Source organism: Trueperaceae bacterium (assembly GCA_036381595.1).
GTDB lineage: Bacteria > Deinococcota > Deinococci > Deinococcales > Trueperaceae > DASVCN01.
Genome location: DASVCN010000008.1, coordinates 1 through 21,020, shown reverse-complemented (window position 1 = coordinate 21,020; position 21,020 = coordinate 1). Strand labels below are relative to the sequence as shown.

The window sequence follows — 21,020 nt, the reverse complement described above, 5'->3', positions numbered from 1 at the left end:
TTTTCTCCGACCGATCTTCACCGATTGTCGGTGAGCGGGCCACGGTTACGCGTACCTGATCCGCGGATCTATGAGCGAGTAGACGAGGTCGACGAGGAGATTGGCCGCGATGAAGACGATCGCCAGCCAGAGCACGGTGCCCTGAATGAGCGGGAAGTCTCGATCCAGGACGGCGGTGACCGTGAGGCGCGCTATTCCAGGCCAGCCGAAGACGGTCTCGGTAACGACAGCACGGCTCAAGAAGGCGCCCAGTTGCAGTCCGAGGACGGTGATCACCGGGATCAGCGCGTTCTTCAACGCATGCTTGAGCAGGATCACCTGGCCGGGAAGGCCTTTGGAACGCGCGGTGCGAACGTAGTCCTGGCGTAGCACCTCGAGGACGCTCGACCGAGTGAGGCGGGCTATGGTTCCCGCGCCGAACAAGCCCAACGTGATCGCGGGAAGCACCAGATGCTGCCAGGTGCCGTAACCACCAGCCGGAAGCCATTGAAGTTTCACTGCGAAGATAATGATCAGGATCAGCGCCAGCCAGAACGACGGCATGCTTATGCCGCCGATGGCGAAGATCAGTGTGCCGCGGTCCATGAGCGAGCCCTTGTTCACGGCCGATAGCGTGCCCACGAACATGCCGACCAGGACCGACACCGCAAGTCCGGAGATGGCGAGGAGGAGGGTGGCGGGGAAGCGCCGTAGCACTTCGTCCACCACCTCGGTTCCGTAATAGTACGACTCTCCTAGGTCCCCGCCGATGGCGTTCTTGAGGAAGACGACATACTGGGACAGCAGCGGTTGGTCGAGGCCCAGATCCTCGCGGATCGCCCTGACCGTTTCCGCGCTGGCCTCGAGTCCAGCTATGGTGCGCGCCGGATCCCCGGGAATGAGCCGCACGGAGACGAAGACTATGAAAGTCACCGCGAACAGCACGGGGATTATCTCCAGGAGCCGGCGCGCCAGGTACAACTGCCCTTACTCCTTCCAGGCCTCGCGTAGCACCAGGTGCTCGGAGGGCAGGATGACCACGTCATGGACGTTCGCTCTCATCGCGGTTATGACCGGTTGGGGGTAGAGGAAGAGCCAGGGAGCTTCCTCCATGACGATCTCCTGTGCCTGAGCGTAGGCGGCGAGCCGATCCTCTTCGCTGGTCATGGACCGGGCTTCCTCGATGAGCCGGTTGAATTCAGGGTTGTCGAATCCAGAGTTGTTAGCGAACTTGTTGGCGTGATCGCCGTGGAGGATTTGGTAGAGACCTCCCTCTGCCTCCAGCGTCGAGGGGGACCAGCCGAGCAGCATCATGTCGCCGCGGTCTTCCACGAACGCGACCTCGATGTACTCGCTGAAGTCACCGAAGAGCCGGAGGTTGACGTCGAAGCCGAAGGCCTCGAGCTGCTGCGCGACCGCTTGCGCAACCGTCGCGTCTTGAACATAACGACCGCTGGGCGACCAGAGGTCGATGCTGATGTCGCCAGCCTCGTAGCCGGCCTCGGCCAGGAGCTCACGGGCGCGCTCCGGATCGAATTCGTAGGTTCGCGTCGGGTTATAGCCGAAGACGCCGGGCGCCAACGGAGAGTCGAGCTGCGGTACCTCTTCGCCGAAGAGCGCAGTGATGATCTCGCGCACGTTCACGGCGTGGTTGATTGCCTGCCGAACACGCTTGTCGTCGAACGGCTCTCGGGTCATGTTGATCGCCATGAACATCGCTCGGGCGGTCGGCGTGGTCTCGAGCTTGATTTCGGGATTCTGGGCGAGTCGCTTCGCTTCGTCGGGGGTGACGCGCAGGATTATGTCTGCCTCGTCGGTTTCGAGCAGGGCGACTCTGGTAGCTGCCTCCGGAATGATCCTGTATTCGATCGCGGCCATGGGGGCAGGGCCTTCGAAGTAGTCGTCGAAGCGCTCCAGCACGAGCCTTTCACCACGAACCCACTCGCTGAACTGGTACGGGCCGGTACCTACCGGGTGCATGCCAAGCTCTTCGCCGTACTGCTCGATGGCGAGGGGACTCACGATGTGCCCGGCCGGGTGAGCCAGCGTGTTGAGAAACGGTGCGAACGGCTCGTTGAGCGTGAACCGTACGGTCAGGTCGTCGACGACCTCGACGCTTTCCACGATCGGCTTGAAGTAGGCGCTCGCGCTGGTGTCTCTATCCTCCGCGAGCAGCCGTTCGAAGGAGGCCTTGACCGCCTGCGCGTTCAGGGGTGCACCGTCGTGGAAGGTGACCCCGGGGCGTAGCTGGAAGGTGTACTGGGTGCCGTCCTCGCTTATCTCCCAGCTCTCGGCGAGGTCGGGCACGGCCTCGCCGGATTCCGTCATCTTGAGCAGGCCATTGTAGATCTGGTAGCGAACCGCGGCCGAGTCGGTATCGGTCGTTATCTGCGGGTCGAGGGTGGTCAGCTCGGAGCTGAGCAGCACCCTGAGGGTGTCTTCCTGCGCCAAGCCGATGCCGATAAGGGCCGTGAGTAGGAGTATTCCGAGTCTCTTCATGCCGTTCCTTTCGCGTCTGAGGAGGAGGTTTCGGGGCCGGGAGGGAGTAGGTTCGGTTGCTGGGCGTTGAGAGGATTTGGGACCTCGGGGCGGTGAGCATGCCTTCCGTTTCGGCCGGGCGCAAGGCGTCAGCCAAGGGGCCAACGCGCCACGTGATTCAGGTGCTAGGCAGTCGGCACCCGTAGCCGGGAGCTGTCGACGAAGCCGAGTTTGAACGAGAGATCGGCGGCCTCCCGAACTACGAGCGCGATAGCCTCTTCGAGCACGTCGGGAGCGCCTAGCCTGGACTCGGGGGCGGCAAGGGCAATCGCCGCAACGACTTCAGCAGACCGGTCGCGAACCGGAGCGGCTATGGCCAGCACCCCCTCGTCGACCTCGCCGACACTCACGTAATAGCCTTGCTCGGTAATCTCGTCGAGTATCTCGCGGATCGCCTTCGGGTCGGTGACGGTCTTCTTGGTGCGCGCCCGAGGAGCCGGTTCCAGCAGGATGGCCTCGCGCTCCTCCTCGGGTGCGTAAGCGAGAAGAAGTCGTGAGGTTGCGCCCAGCCGGATGTCCTGGCGACTGCCCACCCTGGCTGCGATCTTGAGCTGATGATGGGCATCCGTTTGAGCGACGCATACCGAGTAGCGGCCGTCCCGGATCATCAAGCACGAGGTCTCTCCAGTCTGCTTGGTGAGGCGCTCCAGGCTCACCCGGGCCTGCCTCTCCAGGTCGAAGCCGGCTGCGGCCGACAGGCCCAGCAGGTAGAGACGCGGCGTGAGCCGATAGTTCTTCTGCTCGTCCTGCTCCACCAGCCCACGCTCCTGCAGCGCCGCGAGATAGCGGTGAGTCGTGCTGCCCGCCAGACCAACGTTCTTCGCGAGGTTGGCTACCCCGATCCCCCCGGGGTTCTGGGCCAATTGCTCGATGAGGTTGACCGTCCTGTCGACTGCTTCGACCATCTAGAATTCCAATCAGTGGAATGGTAATCCTGTAGTTGGAATTCACAGTATTGGAAAGACATGCGAGTTGTCAAACGGAAGAGAGGAGCTGGGGGCCGAGCTCAACCAACGAGAGGGTCACCCCCGGCTGGAAAACGGGCCGGATGAGTGTCTTCCAGATCGAGCTCAGCAGTTGCCGAGTTTCTGCCGATACATTCCATCGGGCCCAGGCCGAAATCGTGGAGACGTAGATGTCGAACGGTCACCATCGTCAACCGGCGGTCGCCGTTCACGTCGACCGGCTTACAGTCGAACCTGAAGTCCGTTCCTATCCACTTGCCTGCTGCTCAACGGTGTGTCTGGCCGGAATTATCGGCTGTATCGGGCCGAGGACGGCGACTCCAGGGCTCGGAAACTTTAGTTCGGTATGCGAACACCGGGCAGCAAGGCACATAACTCGGTTGGAGGCCAAGGAGTTGCTTGCTGGCGAGGTTGTAGGGATGCAGCAGCAAGGCTCAGGCAAATGTTCGAGGGGCCCCGAGAGACTTCCTTTGGCCCCCTGCGCCAGCTTCTCGATCTGCACCCCGTTCAAGGCGGCGCACACCGGCGCTTCTCATACGAGGTCCATGCGCGACCGTTAGCCCCTCTTAACTGCAATACTTAACGCCCTTGGGACTCCGAACGTGCAACATTGGTACAAAACCAGGGGGCAAAAGGATATTTCCATGTCGTATCGATTTCGTCGCCTTCAGCTCCTACTGTTGCCACTCCTCATCTCCCTCCTGGCAGGGTGCTCACAGCTCGGCGCTCTCGAGGTCTGGACCGGAGTGAGTCAACAGCTCGACTACGTCTCCCTGGTGGAGGTCGAATTCAGACGCAGCGGCTACGACATCGTGGGCATCTACACCCTGAACGGAGATTTGAACGGTGAGGGCGTAATCGACGGCGTCATTCGGGAAGGAATCATTGTCGCCACCTTGAGCGCCAGCACGAATTGCCGCTTCGATTTCGTGGGAACGGCGACGGAAACGACGATCAAAGGTGACTTCGAGCCGAACACCTGCTTGGGGGGTTACAGCGGTACCTGGAGTCTTCAACGGAAGCGGTAGAGGGAGCAGAGTCGAGGGGAAGACAGCCAACGGGAAGTTGCTGTTTACCCCACTTTGGGCGACGCGATCAAGAAGGGTTGTGAGCTGACCAGAGGCCGAAGTAAGAAGCTCGAAATCCACAGCCCGACTAGGACAGCATAGAAACGGCTAACGTTGCTAATCGGCCCGCGCCCTTGTGGCCAATTCCTGGACCAACTTCTCGAAGGCATCGAGCGATACTGCTACTTCGGCCGCAAGAAGTCTTTGATCGCTGGGCACGACGGACTTTGACATCCGACTACCGGCCCTATATATTCAGAGCCACGCCAAACTGCATTTTGTCGACAATCCACAGTCGATGGTAGAAGGGTAGACGATGAGTATCAGAGAAAACGAGGGCAGCGGGTCGGCGATCTTCGAGCCCGTCACGCCCACGACGATTAAGTCGCAGGTCGCGCACTCGATCAGACGGGCCATTCTCACTGGCCGGCTGCGTCCGGGTGATCACATCTCCGAGGCCTCGATAGCAGAGCAGATGGGTGTGAGCCGTGCGCCGATACGAGAGGCGCTCAACCAACTCAAGGAACAGGGTCTAGTCGTGATGCGACCCCACCGCGGCGCGTTCATCCGCGAACTGAGGCCCGACGACGTCTACGATCTGATTCGTTTGAGGGCAGAACTGGAAGGCTACCTGGGCGAGCGGCTCATAGACCAAGGGGTCAGTGACGAACTGCTCGAAAGCCTTCGCGGTCACATGGCTGCGATGGAAGAGGCGGCGGCGCGCGACGACTTCCTGGGCGTGGTAGAGCACGACGAGGCCTTTCACCAGGCCATGCTCCGCGCTTCAAACGACGGCGCCCTGATCGAGGTGATGCAGGGCATCGGCTTCCGGATCCGCACCTACATGGTCGTCACCAAGCTCATCGCCCGCAACCTCGACGAGGCCGCCCGCGACCATCAGAGGATCATCGACGTCCTGGAGCGCGGCGATCGCGAGAACGTGCGTTCCGTCATGGCGTTGCACGTCACCCACTACATCGACACCCTGGCTCCCGTGAACGAGACCGTCGGAGCCGTGGACGATGACTGATCTTCATCAGCCCGATCCCGGGCATGTTTCTCGGCTAGGAAAACATCTAACCGAGGGAGGTGGTCGCTTGCCCTGAGCCGAGGCGCGGCTCCTCCCGTATGGCGTCGCTCGTGATGGGAAGTTCGACTAGGAAAGTGAGAGCTGACAGATGAACATCCGCAGGATCAGAGCAATAATCGCCGGGCTGGTACTGGTTTGTGCCGGCTCTGCCCTGGCGCAACCCGAGTGGGCCAAGGGCGTTGACCGACTCGTTTGGGGCAATGCCGGTAGCATCGACGGCGACCCCGCCATCCTCGAAACGATCCTCGAGTTCGAGGCGTGGACGGGAATCGACGTGGAGATCGTCCCGGTCCCCGACCTCAGCCAAACCACCGAATGGGCCCGTACCCTCGCCTTGGGCGAGGGCACTTACGACGTGATCGATGTCCTGGTGGGCCTGGGCAACCCCGAGTGGGCCCGGAACGGTTGGATCGTCCCACTCGACGACGTCGTGCCCGAGGGACTCCGCCAGGACTGGCTGCCCAGCGCGGTCGAGGCCGGGACCTACGATGGGGAACTCTACTGGATGCCGCACTACGGGCAAACGCTCATGCTCGGCTACCGCAGTGACCTCCTGGAGGAGGCCGGCTTCGACGGCCCCCCGCAGACCTGGGACGAACTGCTCGAGGTTGCCCAGGCGCTCACGATAGACGAGAACGGTGACGGCAACCCGGAAACCTTCGGTTTCGCCTTCCCGACCCTCGGCGACTACGGCTTGTGGACGTTCAAGAGCTTCCTCAAGGGCGGCGGTGGCCAGATGTGGAACGAGGACGGCACTCCAGCCTTCCTGGGCGAGGAGGGCCTCCAGGCTCTCGAGTTCCTCGATGGCTTGATGGAGAGCGGTTCCGTGCCTGAGGGCGTCACCGAGTACACGGCCGGCGATGCCGGCGAGGTTCTGAGTGGTGGTCAGGCCGCGATGGCGCTTCTGAGCACCGGCGGCGTCATCGACGCTACCCGCCAGTCCACTCCCTACGGTCAGTATCTGGAGGTCGCTCCTCTGCCCACGATCAGGCCGGCCAGCGAGATGGACAACGAGTTCGTTTACAACGCCTCCTACAACGGCGTCGTCGTCAACGCCGACTCGCCCAACATCGAAGCTGCCAAGCAACTCGCCCTGTTCATGGGGACCTACGCCTCGAGCTGGAACGAGGGCGCTGTGGAAGGCAACATCCCTGTCGTGCGCTCCACCTACGAGAGTCCCTACCTTCAGAAGCACTTCAGCTACGCCGACGCGATACTGGAGCAGTTCAATAGGGCCAACAGCGACATCCATCAGGGCTACGCCGCCTACCTGGAGCCCGTCAACCAGGCCCTCCAGAACGTTCTGAACGGGCAGATGGAACCGCAGGAGGCGCTCGACTGGCTCGACGACCGACTCCAAGAGCTGGAAGTCTACTGACGCAAGTTTCCCGCCACGCCGGCAGGAGCTCGGCATCACCCGGGCTCCTGCCCCGGTTACTAGGAGACGCATGTCCGTCGACATGAATGCTGCCCGTGAGATGGGCGGTCCAGCCAGAAAAGGCCCGCTCGCCTCCCTCGCCCGGTTCGTGGACAACCGATTCGGCCAGCTGGTCACGCTGCCCAGTCTGTTGGTGATAATGCTGGTGGTCGGGTTCCCGACCCTGTATCTGATATACACAAGCTTCTTCAACCGTGATCTGCTGCGGCAACGGTTCGGGTTCGTGGGTCTGCACCACTACAGCGAGGCTCTCACCAGCAGCGCCTTCTGGGGATATCTCGGTACGACAACGATCTACTCCGCTTCCTCGGTTGTCTTCGGCGTGGGCCTGTCGCTGCTCATCGCGATAGTCCTGGACAACGTCAGGAGCGGGAAGTGGTTCTATCTGCCCGTCATCCTGATCCCGTGGATGATTCCGCCGGTCGCTACAGCGATCATGTGGAAGTGGATGATCCACGATATCTATGGCATCCTCAATGTCGTCCTCGTCAATATCGGAATCTTGCAGGGCCCATATCACTGGCTGGGCGATCCCGTAGCCGCCATGGCAGTTCTGGTAAGCGCCGACGTCTGGTACCGATCGCCATTCTCTATCCTCATCCTCTACGCGGGACTGCAGCGCATCCCTAGCGAGATCTACGACGCGGCCAAGATCGATGGAGCGGGTCCCCTCGCCTACTTCCGGCACATCACCATCCCCTCGATACGGCCCGAGCTGCTGATCGTTCTGGTGGTGAGCACCATGTTCGTCTTCCGTGAATTCGGCCTGCCGTACGTCCTGACTGGGGGTGGCCCCGGTGAGGCCACCGAGGTTCTGGCACTGGCGATCTACCGGCGAGGCAACCTGTTGCTGCGCCAGGGGTATGCGTCGGCGCTCAGCGTCATCATGCTGCTGATCACCATCGGTTTCGTAGCCATCTACTTCAGGCTGTTGAGCCGCGAAGAACAGAGTTAGGAGCGGATGTGAACGCCAAGACGACTCGCTCTCTGCTGCTGCACGCGGTGCTCCTCGGTTACGTCGTGATAATCGTCTTCCCGATCCTCTGGACTCTGGGCACCTCGTTCAAGGACAATGCCGCCGTTTTCCAGCTGCCGCCGATCTGGTTCCCGGAGCCCGATCTGAGCAGCTACGTCCGTGTGCTGCAGAACAGCTCCTTCGTGGGCAACATCGTCAACAGCCTGGTGGTGTCGACCTGGGTCACGCTCGTCTGCGTGGCGCTGGGCGTCCCCGCCGCCTACGGTTTCAGCCGGCTCCCGCAACGAGGCTCGAACGTCATCTTCAACGTGATCATAGGGAGTCGCCTGGTCCCACCGGTCTCGTTCATCATCCCGTTCCTGATCATCTTCAGCCAGTTGAAGCTCCTCGACACCAGGACCGGCCTGGTCATCGCTAACGTCTTCTTCTCGTTGCCATTCGCGATCTGGGTGCTTAGAGGGTTCTTCGATTCCATCCCGAAGGAGCTGATGGAGGCGTCCAAGGTCGATGGCTGCGACAACCCGCGCACCTTCTGGCTGGTGGCGCTGCCTCTGGCCCGGCCCGGCATCGTTGCGGCGGCGATCCTCTCCTTCCTGTTCTCATGGAACGAGTTCATGTTCGCGCTCACCCTCACACGCACCGAGGCCAAGACTCTTCCCGTGGGCCTTACCGACTTCTTCCGGGACGACATCATCGTGTGGAACCAGCTGGCGGCCGCTACCGTGATCGCGGTGATACCGGCGGTGCTGTTCGTCTTCGTCTTCCAACGCCATCTCATCCGCGGCATGCTTTCGGGCTCGGTCAAGGGATGACGATCGTTACTGAAAGCTTTGCGAGGAGCCAAAAGTGATCGCGACACTACGAGACGTTCTGGCAGAGGCCGACCGGGAGGGCAGCGCGGTAGGCGCCTTCACCGTCGTCACCCGCGAGGACATACAGGGAACCCTGGCTGCGGCCGAGGAACTAGGCCGCTCGGTGATCCTGCAGGCCAGCCCGAAGCAGCTCGAAGCGGCTGGGCTGGACGAGCTGGCCCAGGAGATGGTTCGAGCCGCCGAACGCTCGACCGTACCCGTGGTGGTTCAGCTCGACCACGGCGACAGCTTCGAGATAGCCTGCCGGTGCCTGCGGCGAGGTTTCAGCTCGGTGCTGATCGACGGTTCACTGCTCCCGTTCGACGAGAACATCGAGCTCACTAGCAGAGTCGTCGCTGTCGCTCACGCTCTGGGCAGTTCGGTCGAGGGGGAACTGGGGCACATCGGCGGGACCGAAGACGACGTTACGACCGAATCGTCGGATCTGACCACGGTGGACGAGGCCGTAAACTTCGTGGAAGCGACCGGAATCGACGCACTGGCGGTGGCGATCGGCAACGCTCACGGTACGTACAGGACGACTCCAAGGCTGGAACTGGGACGGGCCGCGGAGATCTACCAGGCCGTTCCCGTGCCTCTGGTCCTACACGGCGGATCGTCGCTGGCCGAGGAAACGATACGCGAGGCGATCAAAGCCGGCTTCCGCAAGATCAACATCGGCACCGAGCTCAAGACGGCGCACACGGATGCCCTCCGCCAGTTCCTGGCCGCCAACCCCGAGCAGTTCGACCCGCGAGCCTACCTGCCGATCGTGCGTGGGGCCGTGCGGCGACTGGCGGCACGGAAGATGATGCTTTTCTCCAGCCCAGGAGTCGCGGCATCCTGATGAGGAGCGGCCTCGGTCGTGAGGCCCGGACGGTCAGCCCGGGTCAGTCGCTAGCCGTCCGAGCATGAGGAAGGACAGATCGATGCAGCGAATGGCAATAGTGCACACCAACCTCGCCCTGATCACACCGCTCGGGGAGTTGAGCAAGGAGATGCTGCCCGAGGTGGAGATCGTCCATATCGTCGACGACGACCTGCTCCGCTACGCCCGCCGCGTAGGAGTCGACAACCATCTGACGAGGCGCATGTGCACCTACTTCGAACAGGCCCACGACGCCGGCGTCGATCTCATACTGAGCGCCTGCTCGTCGGTGGGCGACACCGTCGACATCGCCCGGCAGCTGGTGCCTACTCCGATACTCAAGATCGATGAACCGATGGCACGCCAGGCGGTCGAGAAGGGCGGCACGGTCGCGGTGCTGGCGACGGTCGAGAGCACCCTTCATCCCACCTGCCGTCTGCTCGAGCGGACCGCCCGAGAAGCCGGCAAGGAGATCGAGGTGCTGCGCTTCCTCAACGACGGCGCCCTCGACTACCTAGTGGCCGGTGACGTTGAGAAGCACGATGAGATGGTGACCCGCATCGCCGAAGAGGCCGCCCGGCAGGCAGACGTGCTGCTGTTCGCTCAAGGATCGATGGCCCGCCTGGCGCCTACGTTGGAAGATCGGCTTGGAAAGCCGGTCCTGTCCAGCCCGCGAGTCGCGATGGAGGAGGCCCAGCGGATGCTGGCCAGCGCGTCGGGGCCTCGACGCCAAACCGCGCTCACGCGTCAGTCCTGACCTCTCGACAACTCTTGAGATGTTCCTGGGGATAGACGTCGGCACAACGAACGTGAAGGCGGGAGTGCTGAGCGAGGTCGGCCGCCTGCTGTCCGTGGCCCGGGAGCCGACACCCACTCTCCGGCCTCAGGCCCGTTGGGCGGAACATCCGGCGGATGAACTGTGGGCTTGCGTGGTCAGGGTCTGCCGCCGGGCGATGGCGGGATTAGCTGAAGCGGGCGATGCCCGAGAGAGAGGAACCCGATCGGCAGGAGGAGGCCCGGCCGAAGCGGGCCGGCTCGGAACAGTTCGCCTCGAGGCGGTCGGCATAGCCGGGATGGCCGAGGCGGGGCTACTGATCGACGCTCACAGCGAGCCCCTCACACCGCTGCTCGCCTGGTTCGACGGGCGCGGCGAGCACGAGGCTAAGGCCTGGTTGGAGCCGGAAGTGGCGAGGCGGACTTGGCTCGAGACGGGGGTGCTGCCGAGCACCAAGGTTCCGCTGATCAAGTTGCAGTGGCTGGCGCGGCACCGGCCCGCTGCGCTAGAGAGCGCCTGGAAGTGGCTGCACGCTCCCGACTTCGTTGCTTATCGGCTTACCGGCGAGGCCGCCACCTCGCCGTCGCTCGCCTGCCGGACGATGGCGTTCTCTCTGCTGGAGCGGAAGTGGTCGGCGGAGCTGCTCTCTCGCGCCGGGATCGACGCCTCGATCATGCCGTTCGTTGTCGACGAAACGAGCGCCGTGGGCAGGATCAGCGCATTGGCCGCTTCGCAGTTGGGTCTTCCCGAAGGCATCCCGGTCGTCATCGCCGGGCACGACCACGCTTGCGGAGCGGCCGGGGCCGGCGTCGACTCACCGTCCAACGTCCTCGATTCGCTCGGCACCGCCGAGACCCTGCTAAGGCCGCTGGAGCATCTGGGCGCCCACGACTCGGTGATTACGGAAGCGGCGCGCGGCTCCCGAGCAGCCGAACAGAGCCGCTCAACTGGGCAGCGCAGCGAAGGCTACAACTACGGTTGCCGGGTGAGCGGAGGCTACTACGAGATGGCCGGACTCAGTTCATCGGGCGGAACGTTCGCCTGGTGGGCGAGCAAGCTGAGGGCCGGACGGTCCTCGGTCGAAGCCACCCCGCGGCCAGAGTCTGACGGACCGTCCGGCCAAGACCTCCAGGAAGTCGTCGCTGCGGGGGCACACTTGGCGTCCCTCGTGACCGATCGTCCCAGCGGACTCCTGGCGCTCCCCTATCTGGACGGCAGCGGCCCACCCCAGAAGGATCCCGTTGCCCGCGGCGCGCTTTTGGGTCTTCACCGGGGCCACAACAAGGCCGACCTGCTGCTGGCCGTTATCGAGGGTCTCGCCTGCGAATCCCGGCGAATGCTCGAGGGCATGGCGGCCCTGCCGGAAGAGGTGACGGCCATCGGCGGAGGAACCGGCAACGAGATCTGGTTGCAGACGAAGGCCGATGTGATGAACCTGCCCATCCGTGTTCCGGCTACATCTGAGTCGGTACTGGTGGGCGCAGGGACGGCCGCTGCCATCGCCACGGGCCACTTCTCAGGCTTCGACGATGTGGGCCGAGAAGAGGGGCGGGTGGTTCTGCCGCACCCCGAACGGAGCCTCGACTACGACGACTGGTTCCGGCGGGTGTACCGGCCTGCCGTGGAGGCCTATCGGGAGTTGGACGCTCTGGTCCGAAGCGGGAGCGGGGTCGGGGCGTGAAGATGTTCGAGAGGCCGCCGTTCGCGAGACGAACCGAGTCGCGCCGGGTGGTGCTCCTACCGTCGGTACCCGGAGGAGACGAACTCATCGACCACCTCGTTGCCAAGCAGCTTCAGGCCGGAGCCGGTCGCGCTCCCCAGCACCGCCAGCCGAGCGCCGAACTCGAGCACCTCCAGCTTGAGCAGAGCCTCTTCACTAGTGGCCGCCCACACCAGGGCGCCGTGGTTTTCGAGGATGAGCACCTGCGATCCTGTGCAGTGCTGCCCAACCTCCTGCGCCAGCTCGTCACTGCCCGCGTGCCGGTAAGGCACCCTCACCGCATCGCGCAGATGCATCATCCCCTCTGGAAAAGCGTGGGCGGGAAGCGCCAGCTGGGAGCACGCGAGGAAGGTCGTGAACGGTGGCGAGAGGTGGATGACGCAGTTGGCTTCAGCTACCCGCCGGTAAACGGCCAGGTGCATCCCCGCCTCCTTGGAGGGCCTGGCGTCAGCAGCACCTGCGATCGGTTCCCCATTGGCGTCGACCGTAACGAGGTCGTTCTCGCCGAGTCGCGGCAGCCTGGAGCCGGAAGCCGTCATCGTGAAGCCTTCACCGGTTCGCATGCTCAGGTTGCCACTCGACGCCCACGTGAAACCGAGTCGCGCCAGCTCACGTCCCAGCTCGATGAGTTCGTTCGCGCCTTCCATGTCCGGTCCTCCTCGTGGCACCGTGCCTCCCGTCGGCTACGGCATACCACGCAAGCAGTCGGCGGGCGGAGGGCGAACTGATGGGGCTGCGGTCCGAACCGAACTACCGAGGGTCGGAAGGCAGGCTGAGGCTCGCCTTCTACGGCGACGACTTCACCGGCTCTACCGACTCGCTGGAGGCGCTGGTCTGGGCCGGAGTGCGGTCGGTTCTGTTCACGGCGGTGCCTACTTCCGACGAGCTGTCAACGAAGTTCCCTCGCGTCGAGGCGATCGGCGTTGCCGGGGACGCGAGGGCGATGAGTCCGGCCCAGATGGAAGCTTCTCTGCCCGAGGTCTTCGGGAGCCTCGCCGCCTTGCGGCCGGAAGTCATGCACTACAAGGTGTGCTCGACCTACGACTCCAGCCCGGCGCTCGGCAACATCGGGGTCGCAGCCCGGCTACTGGCCGAATCGTTCGGCCGGGAGGAGCTATGGGCGTTGGGCGGGGCGCCCCACCTGGGCCGCTACCTGTCGTTCGGCCACCTGTTCGCGCGGTACGGCGGGGACGGGCTGGTCTATCGGATCGACCGGCACCCGGTGATGAGCCATCACCCTTCGACCCCCATGCTCGAAAGTGACTTGCGGGCCCATCTGCTTGCCCAGTGGGCCGGCCTTGGGATAGGCAACGTCATCGTCGACTCCATGGGGTCCGATGAGTCTGTGGAAGCAGCCATCGCTCGGGTCGCCGAGGAGCTTGCCGCGGTCGATGGACCACGGCTGACGCTGTTCGACGCGGTGCAGGAGTCGCAGACGCTTCGCTTCGCCGCCGCGGTGGAACGACGCGTTCGAGCCGGAACGGCGCCTCTGCTGATAGGCCCGTCGTCGGTCGAGGGCGCGATGGCCAGTGTCTGGAACGCGGGCCTGGAATCTGCTTCGTGTAACTCGGAGGGCGCGGTATCGCAAGGTGCTCCTTCCGGACGACAAGCGGAGGTCGAGATGGTTGGCGGCGGTTTGCGTGCAATCGCCGGGGCCGAGAGGCTGTTGGTGCTGTCGGGCAGCTGCTCGCCGATGACCGAGCTGCAGGTGCGGGTAGCGGAGCGGGCAGGCTTCAGCGTAGTCGACGTCTCACCGAGGCTCGGAGCGGCCGGTTACAACCAGGAAGTTTTCTCGCGAGTCGCCGCGGCGATGGAAGAGAGGGGTGCGGTGATAGCCGCGACGTGCCGGGGAGGTGGCGGAGATAGCCTCTCCCCTGATTCGGTAGGCGAGCTCTTCGCCGAACTACTCCGTAACGCCGTGGAGCTACTGGAGGTCAAACGGGCGGTCATCGCCGGTGGCGACAGCTCCAGCAAGACCGTACAGCGCACAGGTATCCGGGCGCTCGAGATGATCGGCCGGTTGGACCCAGGCGTTCCCCTGTGCCGGGCGTACGCGCCCGGCCACACCCTCGATGGCATCGAACTCGCGCTCAAAGGCGGGCAGTTGGGCGGCGATGACCTGTTCGTGAAGGCGTTGCGGGGAGTTAGGTTCGAGTGAACGCGCAGGCGGCATAAGTCTTCAGGAAGGCACCGAGTCTGGTCTGGTGAATTTCAGCTCGGATCCGGTCCAGAGCCGTCGTTACCCTCTGACTTCGCGATACCCCGAAGGATGGAAACACCCCGATTGAATACCGGCGCTCCCCCGGGGAGGATCATCGCCCGAACGACCTGGAAGAGTTCATCGATGGTGGCGCCATGAGCTAACGCTCGCCGCATGTGCCTCTCGATACCGCCATCGCTTGCACCGCGGGTGAGCAGGATCGCTATCGCAACGTATTCCCGCACCCGCACGGGCAACTCGACATCTTCGCCCAGGGTCGCTTCGTAGATCGCCTCGTATTCCCTCAGGAACTCCGGGTCGTGACCGGCGATGAACCTATGATCGTCGGTCACCTTCCCGCGCCGCCGCTCGATGTCGGCAAGCACTCGCTCCTTCGCCTCATCACCCATAGCTCGCCCCCCTCTTGATGGGAGGTTTGGGCCTGACACGAACAGGACTGCGGAGCACCTGGACGATGTTCTCGCGCTCGCTTACAGCCTCGATGTCCTGCAGAGGGTTCCCGTTGACGACGATGAGGTCGGCGACCATCCCGGGGCGAATGGAGCCCAACTGATCGTCGACGCCAACCAACCTTGCTGCGTTGCTCGTCGCTAGTGCGAGCGCGGTTCCCGGCTGGATTCCTCGCTCCACCATCAGACGAAACTCGATGCCGTTCCTTCCCGCTTTGGGACGCATCCGGTTGTCGGTGCCGAAACCCACCACTACGCCCGCCTCGAGCGCTTCGACGATCATCCGGCAGCGCGCGTCAAGGGCTGCTTCGATCCTTCGGGTGGTAGCCGTATCGAAGCCGCGCTTCACTCGCTCCTCCAAGCCCCAGTGCAGTTGGCTGAGCGTGGGGCACCAAGCCGCCTGGTTTTCCTGCAGAATCGGCACGAAGTCAGGCTCGTAGACGGTGGGTCCGTGCTCGATCCGGTCGACACCATTGGTAAGGGCGTGCCTCACATGTTCCAGTGTCATGCAGTGCGACGCCACGCGATAGCCCAACCGGTGCGCCTCATCGGTAACGGCTCTCAGTTCCGCTCCACTGAAATCGAGCCTCCTGGATATATGACTTGGGGCGGTATAGCCGCCCTCGCCGGCGAACACCTTGATGAACTCCGCGCCCGTCCCGATGTTCTCGCGGACTACAGCGCGAAGGGCCGCTTCCCCATCGGCGAAGGTACTGCGCACCTTGAGGCTGCTCGCGAGTTCGTAGTTCCACTCGCGCACATGCCCGTGGCCCGCCGTCTGCGATATCGCCCAGCCGCAGTGATGTATGCGGGGCCCAGGGAACCTTTCGTCGTCGATCAGCGACTTCAGGGCGGCTACGTAGTTCGGATGCCCGTGGCCCATGCTGTAGATGGAGGTGAACCCGGCAGTGAGAACGGCCCAGGCGTCGACCATGCCGCGGATGACGCGCGCCTCGGGAAACGGCTCCAGATGGGTCGCGTGAGGATCCTCGCTCCACTCACCGGTCACGTGACAGTGGGTCTCTATGAGCCCAGGGAGGAGAGTGCCGCTCGGAACATCCATGACCTCGACATCCTGGGGAATCTCGAACGAATCCGACGGGACGACTTCTCTGACAAGCCCACCTTCGATAACCAGGGTGTGGTCGCGCAGCACTTCGCCGCTCTCGGCATCCGCGATCATCTGGCTCGCGCGGATGGCGGTGCGCCCGGCACTGAGCAGGCGCACCTTCTCCTGCACCGAGGCGAGGACCTGCCCGTACTCGAACTCCTCGGTCACGCTTTCGCCACCTGGATAGGCGCGGTCAGGAGCATGGCAAGGAGTGCGGTTCGGGAGGGCAGAGAAGGAACGACGATGTACTCCCCGCTGGAGTGCATGCCCCCTCCTACGACGCCCAGCCCGTCGAGGGTCGGAACGCCCAGGGCAGCAGTGAAGTTAGCGTCGCTGGCGCCGCCGCTACTGACCTCCGGCAACTCAAGGCCAAGAGCACGAGCGCACTCGACCGCCAAGTCGTACGTTCTCGCCACGCAGGGGGGCCGGGACATCGGTGGCCGCGTGATACTGCCAGACACCTCGATCGTCGTCCTGCCGTCGATCGGAGCGAGATTCCTGAGGGCCGATTCGATATGCTTCGCTGCCCCCGGCTCCTCGACGCGCACGTCCACGCTCGCCCAGGCCGAGTCCGCCACGACGTTGCGCGCCTGCCCTCCTCCTATCTCGCCGATATTGAGGGTGGTGCCAACGGCGTAATCGGTCCAGGAGTCGATCCGGGCGATCTGCCGAGCTAGTTCGCTGGTCGCGCTTGCCCCTTCGGCATGTGCGGCGCCGGAGTGTGATGCCACCCCTCTGACTCTGATATCGAAGGCTCCGGTCCCCTTCCGCCGCGTTTTGACCGCCCCACGCTCCGGGTCTCCGGGCTCGGTCACCAGTACTCGACCACTTCGCTTGGCCTCAGCTTCTATTAGCGGCCGGGAAGACGGGCTGCCGACCTCTTCGTCGGTAGTGATCAGCCACACTACCCGTTGCTGGGAGAGCAGTTTCGTTTCCAGGAGCAGCTCGATCGCGTGCAAGGCCACGGCGAGACCGCCCTTCATGTCGGCCGTTCCCGGGCCGTATGCCCGGTCGCCCTCGACGGTGAAGGGCCAGTTAGCGACAGTACCTAGCGGCCATACGGTGTCCATGTGGCTGAGCACCAGGATTTGTTCATCGCCTCGCCCGAACTCGCAACGAAGGTGATCACCCTGAATCCCGCCCGGTAGCTTCTCGATGGACGCCGCTACGCTGCCGACCCTGTCCAGCAGATACTCGGCGAATCTCGTCATCCCGGACGCATCGCCAGTAGGCGTTTCCAGCTCGACCATCGCCTCGAGGTCGTCGAGGATGACCGGGAGGCGCCCCTCCGCTTCTCTTTTGATCTCCTCCGCTGCGGCCAGCGTTGGGACACGTCGCCCGGTCACGATGGCGGAAGAGCGCTCTCCAGCTCCTCTGCAGCAGTCAGGAGGGCGTCGGTTACCCGGTTGCGCTCCCTGATGAGATAGGTGCGGAGGAACAGGCGTTCTTCCGACCCGGCCTTGGTTGCAGCCAACCTCTTGACGTCACGGAGGCCGGGGAGCAGTGGAAACGTGACAGCAGGGTCGTGATGGTAACGGCCGCGTACAGTGAAGTAGACGTTCAGGAGGCTCTGACTGGCGCGTAGGATGGCGCCGTTCAAAGAATCGGACAGAGGCGTGTCGTGGGGAAGCTCGCGAACCCGGCAGCCGACCTCTTGCAAACGCTGCGCCGCGGCGAGGCAGGGTGAGAGGTCGATGGCGTCACCGCTTTCCTGCGCTAGCTCGTTCAGGCGCTTCCGGAAGGCGTTCGCCGTATCTGCGTGGTCCCACGGCAACAGGCGGCGGATAGAGAGTTCCAGCATTGTTACCGCGACATAACCCGACTGCTGGGCCAACAGCGGGAAGTCGAGCTTGTCTATAGTGTCGAACCGAGTGTGCTGGTACCAGGGTTTCCGCGCACCGATCTCATCCGGAGCCTCGTCCGGTGACTCGTCGTTCAAACGCGGAAGGAAGGAGAACGACGGGAGGCCAACTCCCCAGAACGACTGGTCGGCGTTCCTGGGAGGCCGGGGCGGCTTTACCTCCTGGCCCGACAGCTCCTTCACCATGGCGGCGAGAAAGCGGGCGGCATCAGGTGTCGAGAACGTCTTGAGCCAGGTCGCATCCTTATGACCGGGTTGGTCGAGATTCAAATAGCCCACGCAGTTCCGACTGAGGTCCGCGTAGAAGTTATCGGCATACCAGGTCGAGGCCGAGAATCGCCCCTGGGAGTGACCTACCCACCACGCGATCCGGACATTACGGCCAAGCTTGCTCCGGTTCTGCTGCAAGACACGGGCGACCTCGAGAAGGGCCGCGTCGCCGGCGGCATTGTCCTGGGCACCCTCGTACCAGGAGTCGAGGTGGCCGGCAAGCAATACGAACTCGTCGGTCTCCTCGCTCCCCCGGATTTCGGCCACCGGGAACTCCAGAGACTTGACCCCGGTGTCGAGACGGGTGCGGAGGGTCACCAGGACTTCTTCCTCGGACTCATCCAGTAGCCTGCGCAGGAGATCTCCCGTCTCGCTGTCGATACTGGCCACCGGTATCGTCGGCAGCGTCTTGGCGGAATCCGGATCAGGTGTGCCCCAGACCCCGGAGATGATGTACTCCTGCACCACCCGGGCCCTCGAGTGGCACAGGATCCCTATCGCGCCTCGGGACAGCCACTGATTGACCGAGAACGGCGTTCCCGCGCCGTCGATTATCGCGATCTTCCCTGCTACGTCTGCCTTGGAGGCATCGGCGTCCTTGCCGGCGTAGACCACAGCACCCGTTACCCCAGCTGGAGCGCTGGCCGAGAAAGGGTGAGTAACCACCTCCACCGTGCGCCTGTCTCCCGCGTGTACCGTGAGCGACGCCTGCAAGGGATTGCTGATGAGTGCTTCGAAGCTGTGAACAACGGTCGGTATGCCCAACTCGTCCAAACGGTTCTTGAGATAGGCGACTGCCTGATACTCACCTGCGGTTCCGGAGTGGCGGTGCCACTTGACCAGGTCGGTTGCCGTGCGTTCTACCTCCTCGCTCGAGGCGAGTCCCTGTAAAGCCTTCCATTCATCCTTGGTAGCGAACATTTGGCTCCTTTCGTGAACCATGTGATTGAGCTGTTCCATCTGACGCTGGGTCAGATTCGTGGATCGAGCACGTCGCGCAGTGCATCGCCAAGCAGGTTGAAGGCGAGGACGACCAGCATGATGGCGAACCCGGGAATGGCGGGTAGCCAGGCGTCGTCGAGGATGTAGCGTCGTCCCTCGTTGATCATCAGTCCCCACGAGGGAGTCGGCGGCGGGGGGCCAAGACCGAGAAAGCTCAAGGAGGACTCGATCACGATCGCGGTAGCCACGAAGAAGGTCGCCATCACGACGGTGGGCCCGAGTACCTGTGGGAATACATGCCGGCCTATCAGCACCACATCTCGGGCACCTAGCGCACGGGCAGCTTCGACGAAGTCGCGGCTTCGTACCGATAGGACCTCGGAGCGCACCATCCGAGCGAACTGTGGGAAGGTTGCAGTCCCGATAGCGATCGTGAGATTGAAGAGCGAAGTGCCGAGTATCGCCACGACCAGGATCGCGAGGAGGTAGGTCCTGAAGCCTAGCAGGACGTCCATCATCGACATGAGCGCGTTGTCGGTCCGACCCCCGAAGTAACCGGCCGTGAGTCCGACGATCATGCCGAGTAGTAGGCCGATCCCTACCGAAACGAACCCGGTGAACAACGAAATCCTCGCGCCGTACAGGAGGCGAGTCAGAACGTCGCGGCCCAGGTGATCGGTCCCCAGCAGGTGTTCGAAGTTGGGCGGTGCGACTCTATGCAGGAGGTCTTGGTGGGTGGGCTCGTACGGGGTCAGGTAAGGAGCGAATATCGCGCTCAGAACCACGACCGCTAGGATCACGAGGCCGATGATCGCGGTGGGCATCCGCAGGAACTTGCGGAATCGGGGACGCCTCACGCGTAGACCACCCTCGGATCGAGCCGGGCGTATAGAACATCCACCAGCAGGTTGATGACGATGATTACGGTCAGGAAGAGTAGGAACGCCGCCTGGATCATCGGATAGTCCCGAGTGAGCACGGCCTGGATCAGGAGGACGCCAGTACCGGGCCGACTGAATACGGTTTCGATAACGGTTGTCCCACCAAGCATCCGGCCAAGATCGAGGCCGGCTACGGTCACTATCGGCAACATCGCGTTCCTGAGCGCATGCGCGACCACGACGGTCCTGTCGTGAACGCCCTTGGCTCGCGCCGTGCGGACGTAATCCTGGTTCAGCGTTTCGAGAAGAGCGCTGCGCGTGACTCGCGCGATCAGGCCGGCGCCTCGCATGCCCAGGGTGACAGCGGGAAGTACAAGATGTCGACCGATGTCGACGACGTCGCCCTCGTTTCCGATGCCGATGAGAGGGAACCATCCCAGCTGAACCGCGAAGATCACCATCAGCAGGATCCCGAGCCAGAAGCCGGGCATCGACACGCCCAAGACCGCTACCGTCATGGCGGCGATGTCGGCCAGGCGCCCGCGGCGGAGTGCGGCGATGAAGCCCAGCGGAATTCCCAGCAACACGGATACAGCCAAGCCAGCGAGGGCCAGCCTGAGGGTGAAACCGAAGTTGCCGAGGACCTCGCCCATCACAGGTTGCCGACTTATGTACGAGGTACCCAGGTCACCTGTCAGGATCGAACCGAGATACGTGACGTACTGAACGGGTAACGGTCGATCCAATGCGAGCTGAGCCCGCAAAGCGGTAGCAGCCCGTTCGGTATAGGCGTCTCCCAGGATCGCTGATACCGGATCGCCGGGGACCAGGTGGATCATGGCGAAGAGGATAGTGATCGCCGCCCAGAGACTGAACATGGCGATCAGCACGCGACGGCCTAAGTAACTCAGCGACAACGGATAATCCTCGAGCTTTCTGGGAGGCCGACGAGCTGGAGCTCGATACAGCGCCAGTACCTGTCGCGCCAGCCTCCCAGGGATTCCCTAATCGACCGGGT

The 21,020-nt window shown here is 63.4% G+C and carries 19 protein-coding genes; 9 read left to right on the top strand and 10 right to left on the bottom strand.

What is annotated here, in order from left to right:
• Window positions 1-45: 45 nt before the first annotated feature.
• The 3 genes from VF168_02080 to VF168_02070 all read right to left on the bottom strand — a co-directional run bounded on the left by VF168_02080 (window position 46) and on the right by VF168_02070 (window position 3,422).
• Window positions 46-960: an ABC transporter permease gene (locus tag VF168_02080; protein HEX7002959.1), complete on the bottom strand. Its 915-nt coding sequence runs from the start codon at window positions 958-960 to the stop codon at window positions 46-48.
• A 6-nt stretch (window positions 961-966) separates the two neighbouring features.
• The gene (locus tag VF168_02075) at window positions 967-2,478 is read right to left on the bottom strand and encodes a glutathione ABC transporter substrate-binding protein (GenBank protein HEX7002958.1); all 1,512 of its coding nucleotides are present in this window, start codon (window positions 2,476-2,478) and stop codon (window positions 967-969) included.
• A gap of 164 nt (window positions 2,479-2,642) precedes the next feature.
• Window positions 2,643-3,422: an IclR family transcriptional regulator gene (locus tag VF168_02070; protein HEX7002957.1), complete on the bottom strand. Its 780-nt coding sequence runs from the start codon at window positions 3,420-3,422 to the stop codon at window positions 2,643-2,645.
• Window positions 3,423-4,126: 704 nt separating this feature from the next.
• Here VF168_02070 and VF168_02065 point away from each other — a divergent pair.
• The 8 genes from VF168_02065 to VF168_02030 all read left to right on the top strand — a co-directional run bounded on the left by VF168_02065 (window position 4,127) and on the right by VF168_02030 (window position 12,228).
• Window positions 4,127-4,510, top strand: a complete 384-nt coding sequence (locus tag VF168_02065; protein ID HEX7002956.1) for a hypothetical protein — start codon at window positions 4,127-4,129, stop codon at window positions 4,508-4,510.
• 355 nt (window positions 4,511-4,865) lie between these two features.
• Window positions 4,866-5,579: a GntR family transcriptional regulator gene (locus VF168_02060; GenBank protein ID HEX7002955.1), complete on the top strand. Its 714-nt coding sequence runs from the start codon at window positions 4,866-4,868 to the stop codon at window positions 5,577-5,579.
• Window positions 5,580-5,727: 148 nt separating this feature from the next.
• Window positions 5,728-7,017: an extracellular solute-binding protein gene (locus tag VF168_02055; GenBank protein ID HEX7002954.1), complete on the top strand. Its 1,290-nt coding sequence runs from the start codon at window positions 5,728-5,730 to the stop codon at window positions 7,015-7,017.
• 70 nt (window positions 7,018-7,087) lie between these two features.
• On the top strand, window positions 7,088-8,032 hold the full coding sequence (locus tag VF168_02050; GenBank protein ID HEX7002953.1) for a sugar ABC transporter permease: 945 nt from the start codon (window positions 7,088-7,090) through the stop codon (window positions 8,030-8,032).
• Between the two features lie 8 nt (window positions 8,033-8,040).
• Window positions 8,041-8,865: a carbohydrate ABC transporter permease gene (locus VF168_02045; GenBank protein ID HEX7002952.1), complete on the top strand. Its 825-nt coding sequence runs from the start codon at window positions 8,041-8,043 to the stop codon at window positions 8,863-8,865.
• A gap of 34 nt (window positions 8,866-8,899) precedes the next feature.
• Complete coding sequence (locus VF168_02040) at window positions 8,900-9,751, top strand: class II fructose-bisphosphate aldolase (GenBank protein HEX7002951.1); 852 nt, start codon at window positions 8,900-8,902, stop codon at window positions 9,749-9,751.
• An 82-nt stretch (window positions 9,752-9,833) separates the two neighbouring features.
• Complete coding sequence (locus tag VF168_02035) at window positions 9,834-10,529, top strand: aspartate/glutamate racemase family protein (protein ID HEX7002950.1); 696 nt, start codon at window positions 9,834-9,836, stop codon at window positions 10,527-10,529.
• Between the two features lie 19 nt (window positions 10,530-10,548).
• Complete coding sequence (locus tag VF168_02030) at window positions 10,549-12,228, top strand: FGGY family carbohydrate kinase (GenBank protein ID HEX7002949.1); 1,680 nt, start codon at window positions 10,549-10,551, stop codon at window positions 12,226-12,228.
• Between the two features lie 56 nt (window positions 12,229-12,284).
• On the opposite strand, the gene VF168_02025 is transcribed toward VF168_02030, so the two are convergent.
• Window positions 12,285-12,914 (bottom strand): class II aldolase/adducin family protein, encoded by a 630-nt coding sequence (locus tag VF168_02025; protein HEX7002948.1) that lies wholly within the window; start codon window positions 12,912-12,914, stop codon window positions 12,285-12,287.
• 80 nt (window positions 12,915-12,994) lie between these two features.
• Here VF168_02025 and VF168_02020 point away from each other — a divergent pair, with 80 nt between their 5' ends.
• On the top strand, window positions 12,995-14,425 hold the full coding sequence (locus VF168_02020; GenBank protein ID HEX7002947.1) for a four-carbon acid sugar kinase family protein: 1,431 nt from the start codon (window positions 12,995-12,997) through the stop codon (window positions 14,423-14,425).
• A gap of 53 nt (window positions 14,426-14,478) precedes the next feature.
• Here the strand turns inward: VF168_02020 and VF168_02015 are convergent, their stop codons facing one another.
• The 6 genes from VF168_02015 to VF168_01990 are packed head-to-tail and all read right to left on the bottom strand — an operon-like array spanning window position 14,479 to window position 20,919.
• Complete coding sequence (locus VF168_02015) at window positions 14,479-14,877, bottom strand: carboxymuconolactone decarboxylase family protein (GenBank protein ID HEX7002946.1); 399 nt, start codon at window positions 14,875-14,877, stop codon at window positions 14,479-14,481.
• On the bottom strand, window positions 14,870-16,216 hold the full coding sequence (locus VF168_02010; GenBank protein ID HEX7002945.1) for an amidohydrolase family protein: 1,347 nt from the start codon (window positions 16,214-16,216) through the stop codon (window positions 14,870-14,872). The genes VF168_02015 and VF168_02010 overlap by 8 nt, the downstream gene beginning before the upstream one ends.
• Window positions 16,213-17,394 (bottom strand): M20 family metallopeptidase, encoded by a 1,182-nt coding sequence (locus VF168_02005; protein HEX7002944.1) that lies wholly within the window; start codon window positions 17,392-17,394, stop codon window positions 16,213-16,215. The genes VF168_02010 and VF168_02005 overlap by 4 nt, the downstream gene beginning before the upstream one ends.
• Window positions 17,391-19,100: a M28 family metallopeptidase gene (locus VF168_02000; protein ID HEX7002943.1), complete on the bottom strand. Its 1,710-nt coding sequence runs from the start codon at window positions 19,098-19,100 to the stop codon at window positions 17,391-17,393. The genes VF168_02005 and VF168_02000 overlap by 4 nt, the downstream gene beginning before the upstream one ends.
• A 50-nt stretch (window positions 19,101-19,150) precedes the next feature.
• Complete coding sequence (locus tag VF168_01995) at window positions 19,151-19,978, bottom strand: ABC transporter permease (protein ID HEX7002942.1); 828 nt, start codon at window positions 19,976-19,978, stop codon at window positions 19,151-19,153.
• Window positions 19,975-20,919 (bottom strand): ABC transporter permease, encoded by a 945-nt coding sequence (locus VF168_01990; protein ID HEX7002941.1) that lies wholly within the window; start codon window positions 20,917-20,919, stop codon window positions 19,975-19,977. The genes VF168_01995 and VF168_01990 overlap by 4 nt, the downstream gene beginning before the upstream one ends.
• Window positions 20,920-21,020 lie beyond the last annotated feature (101 nt).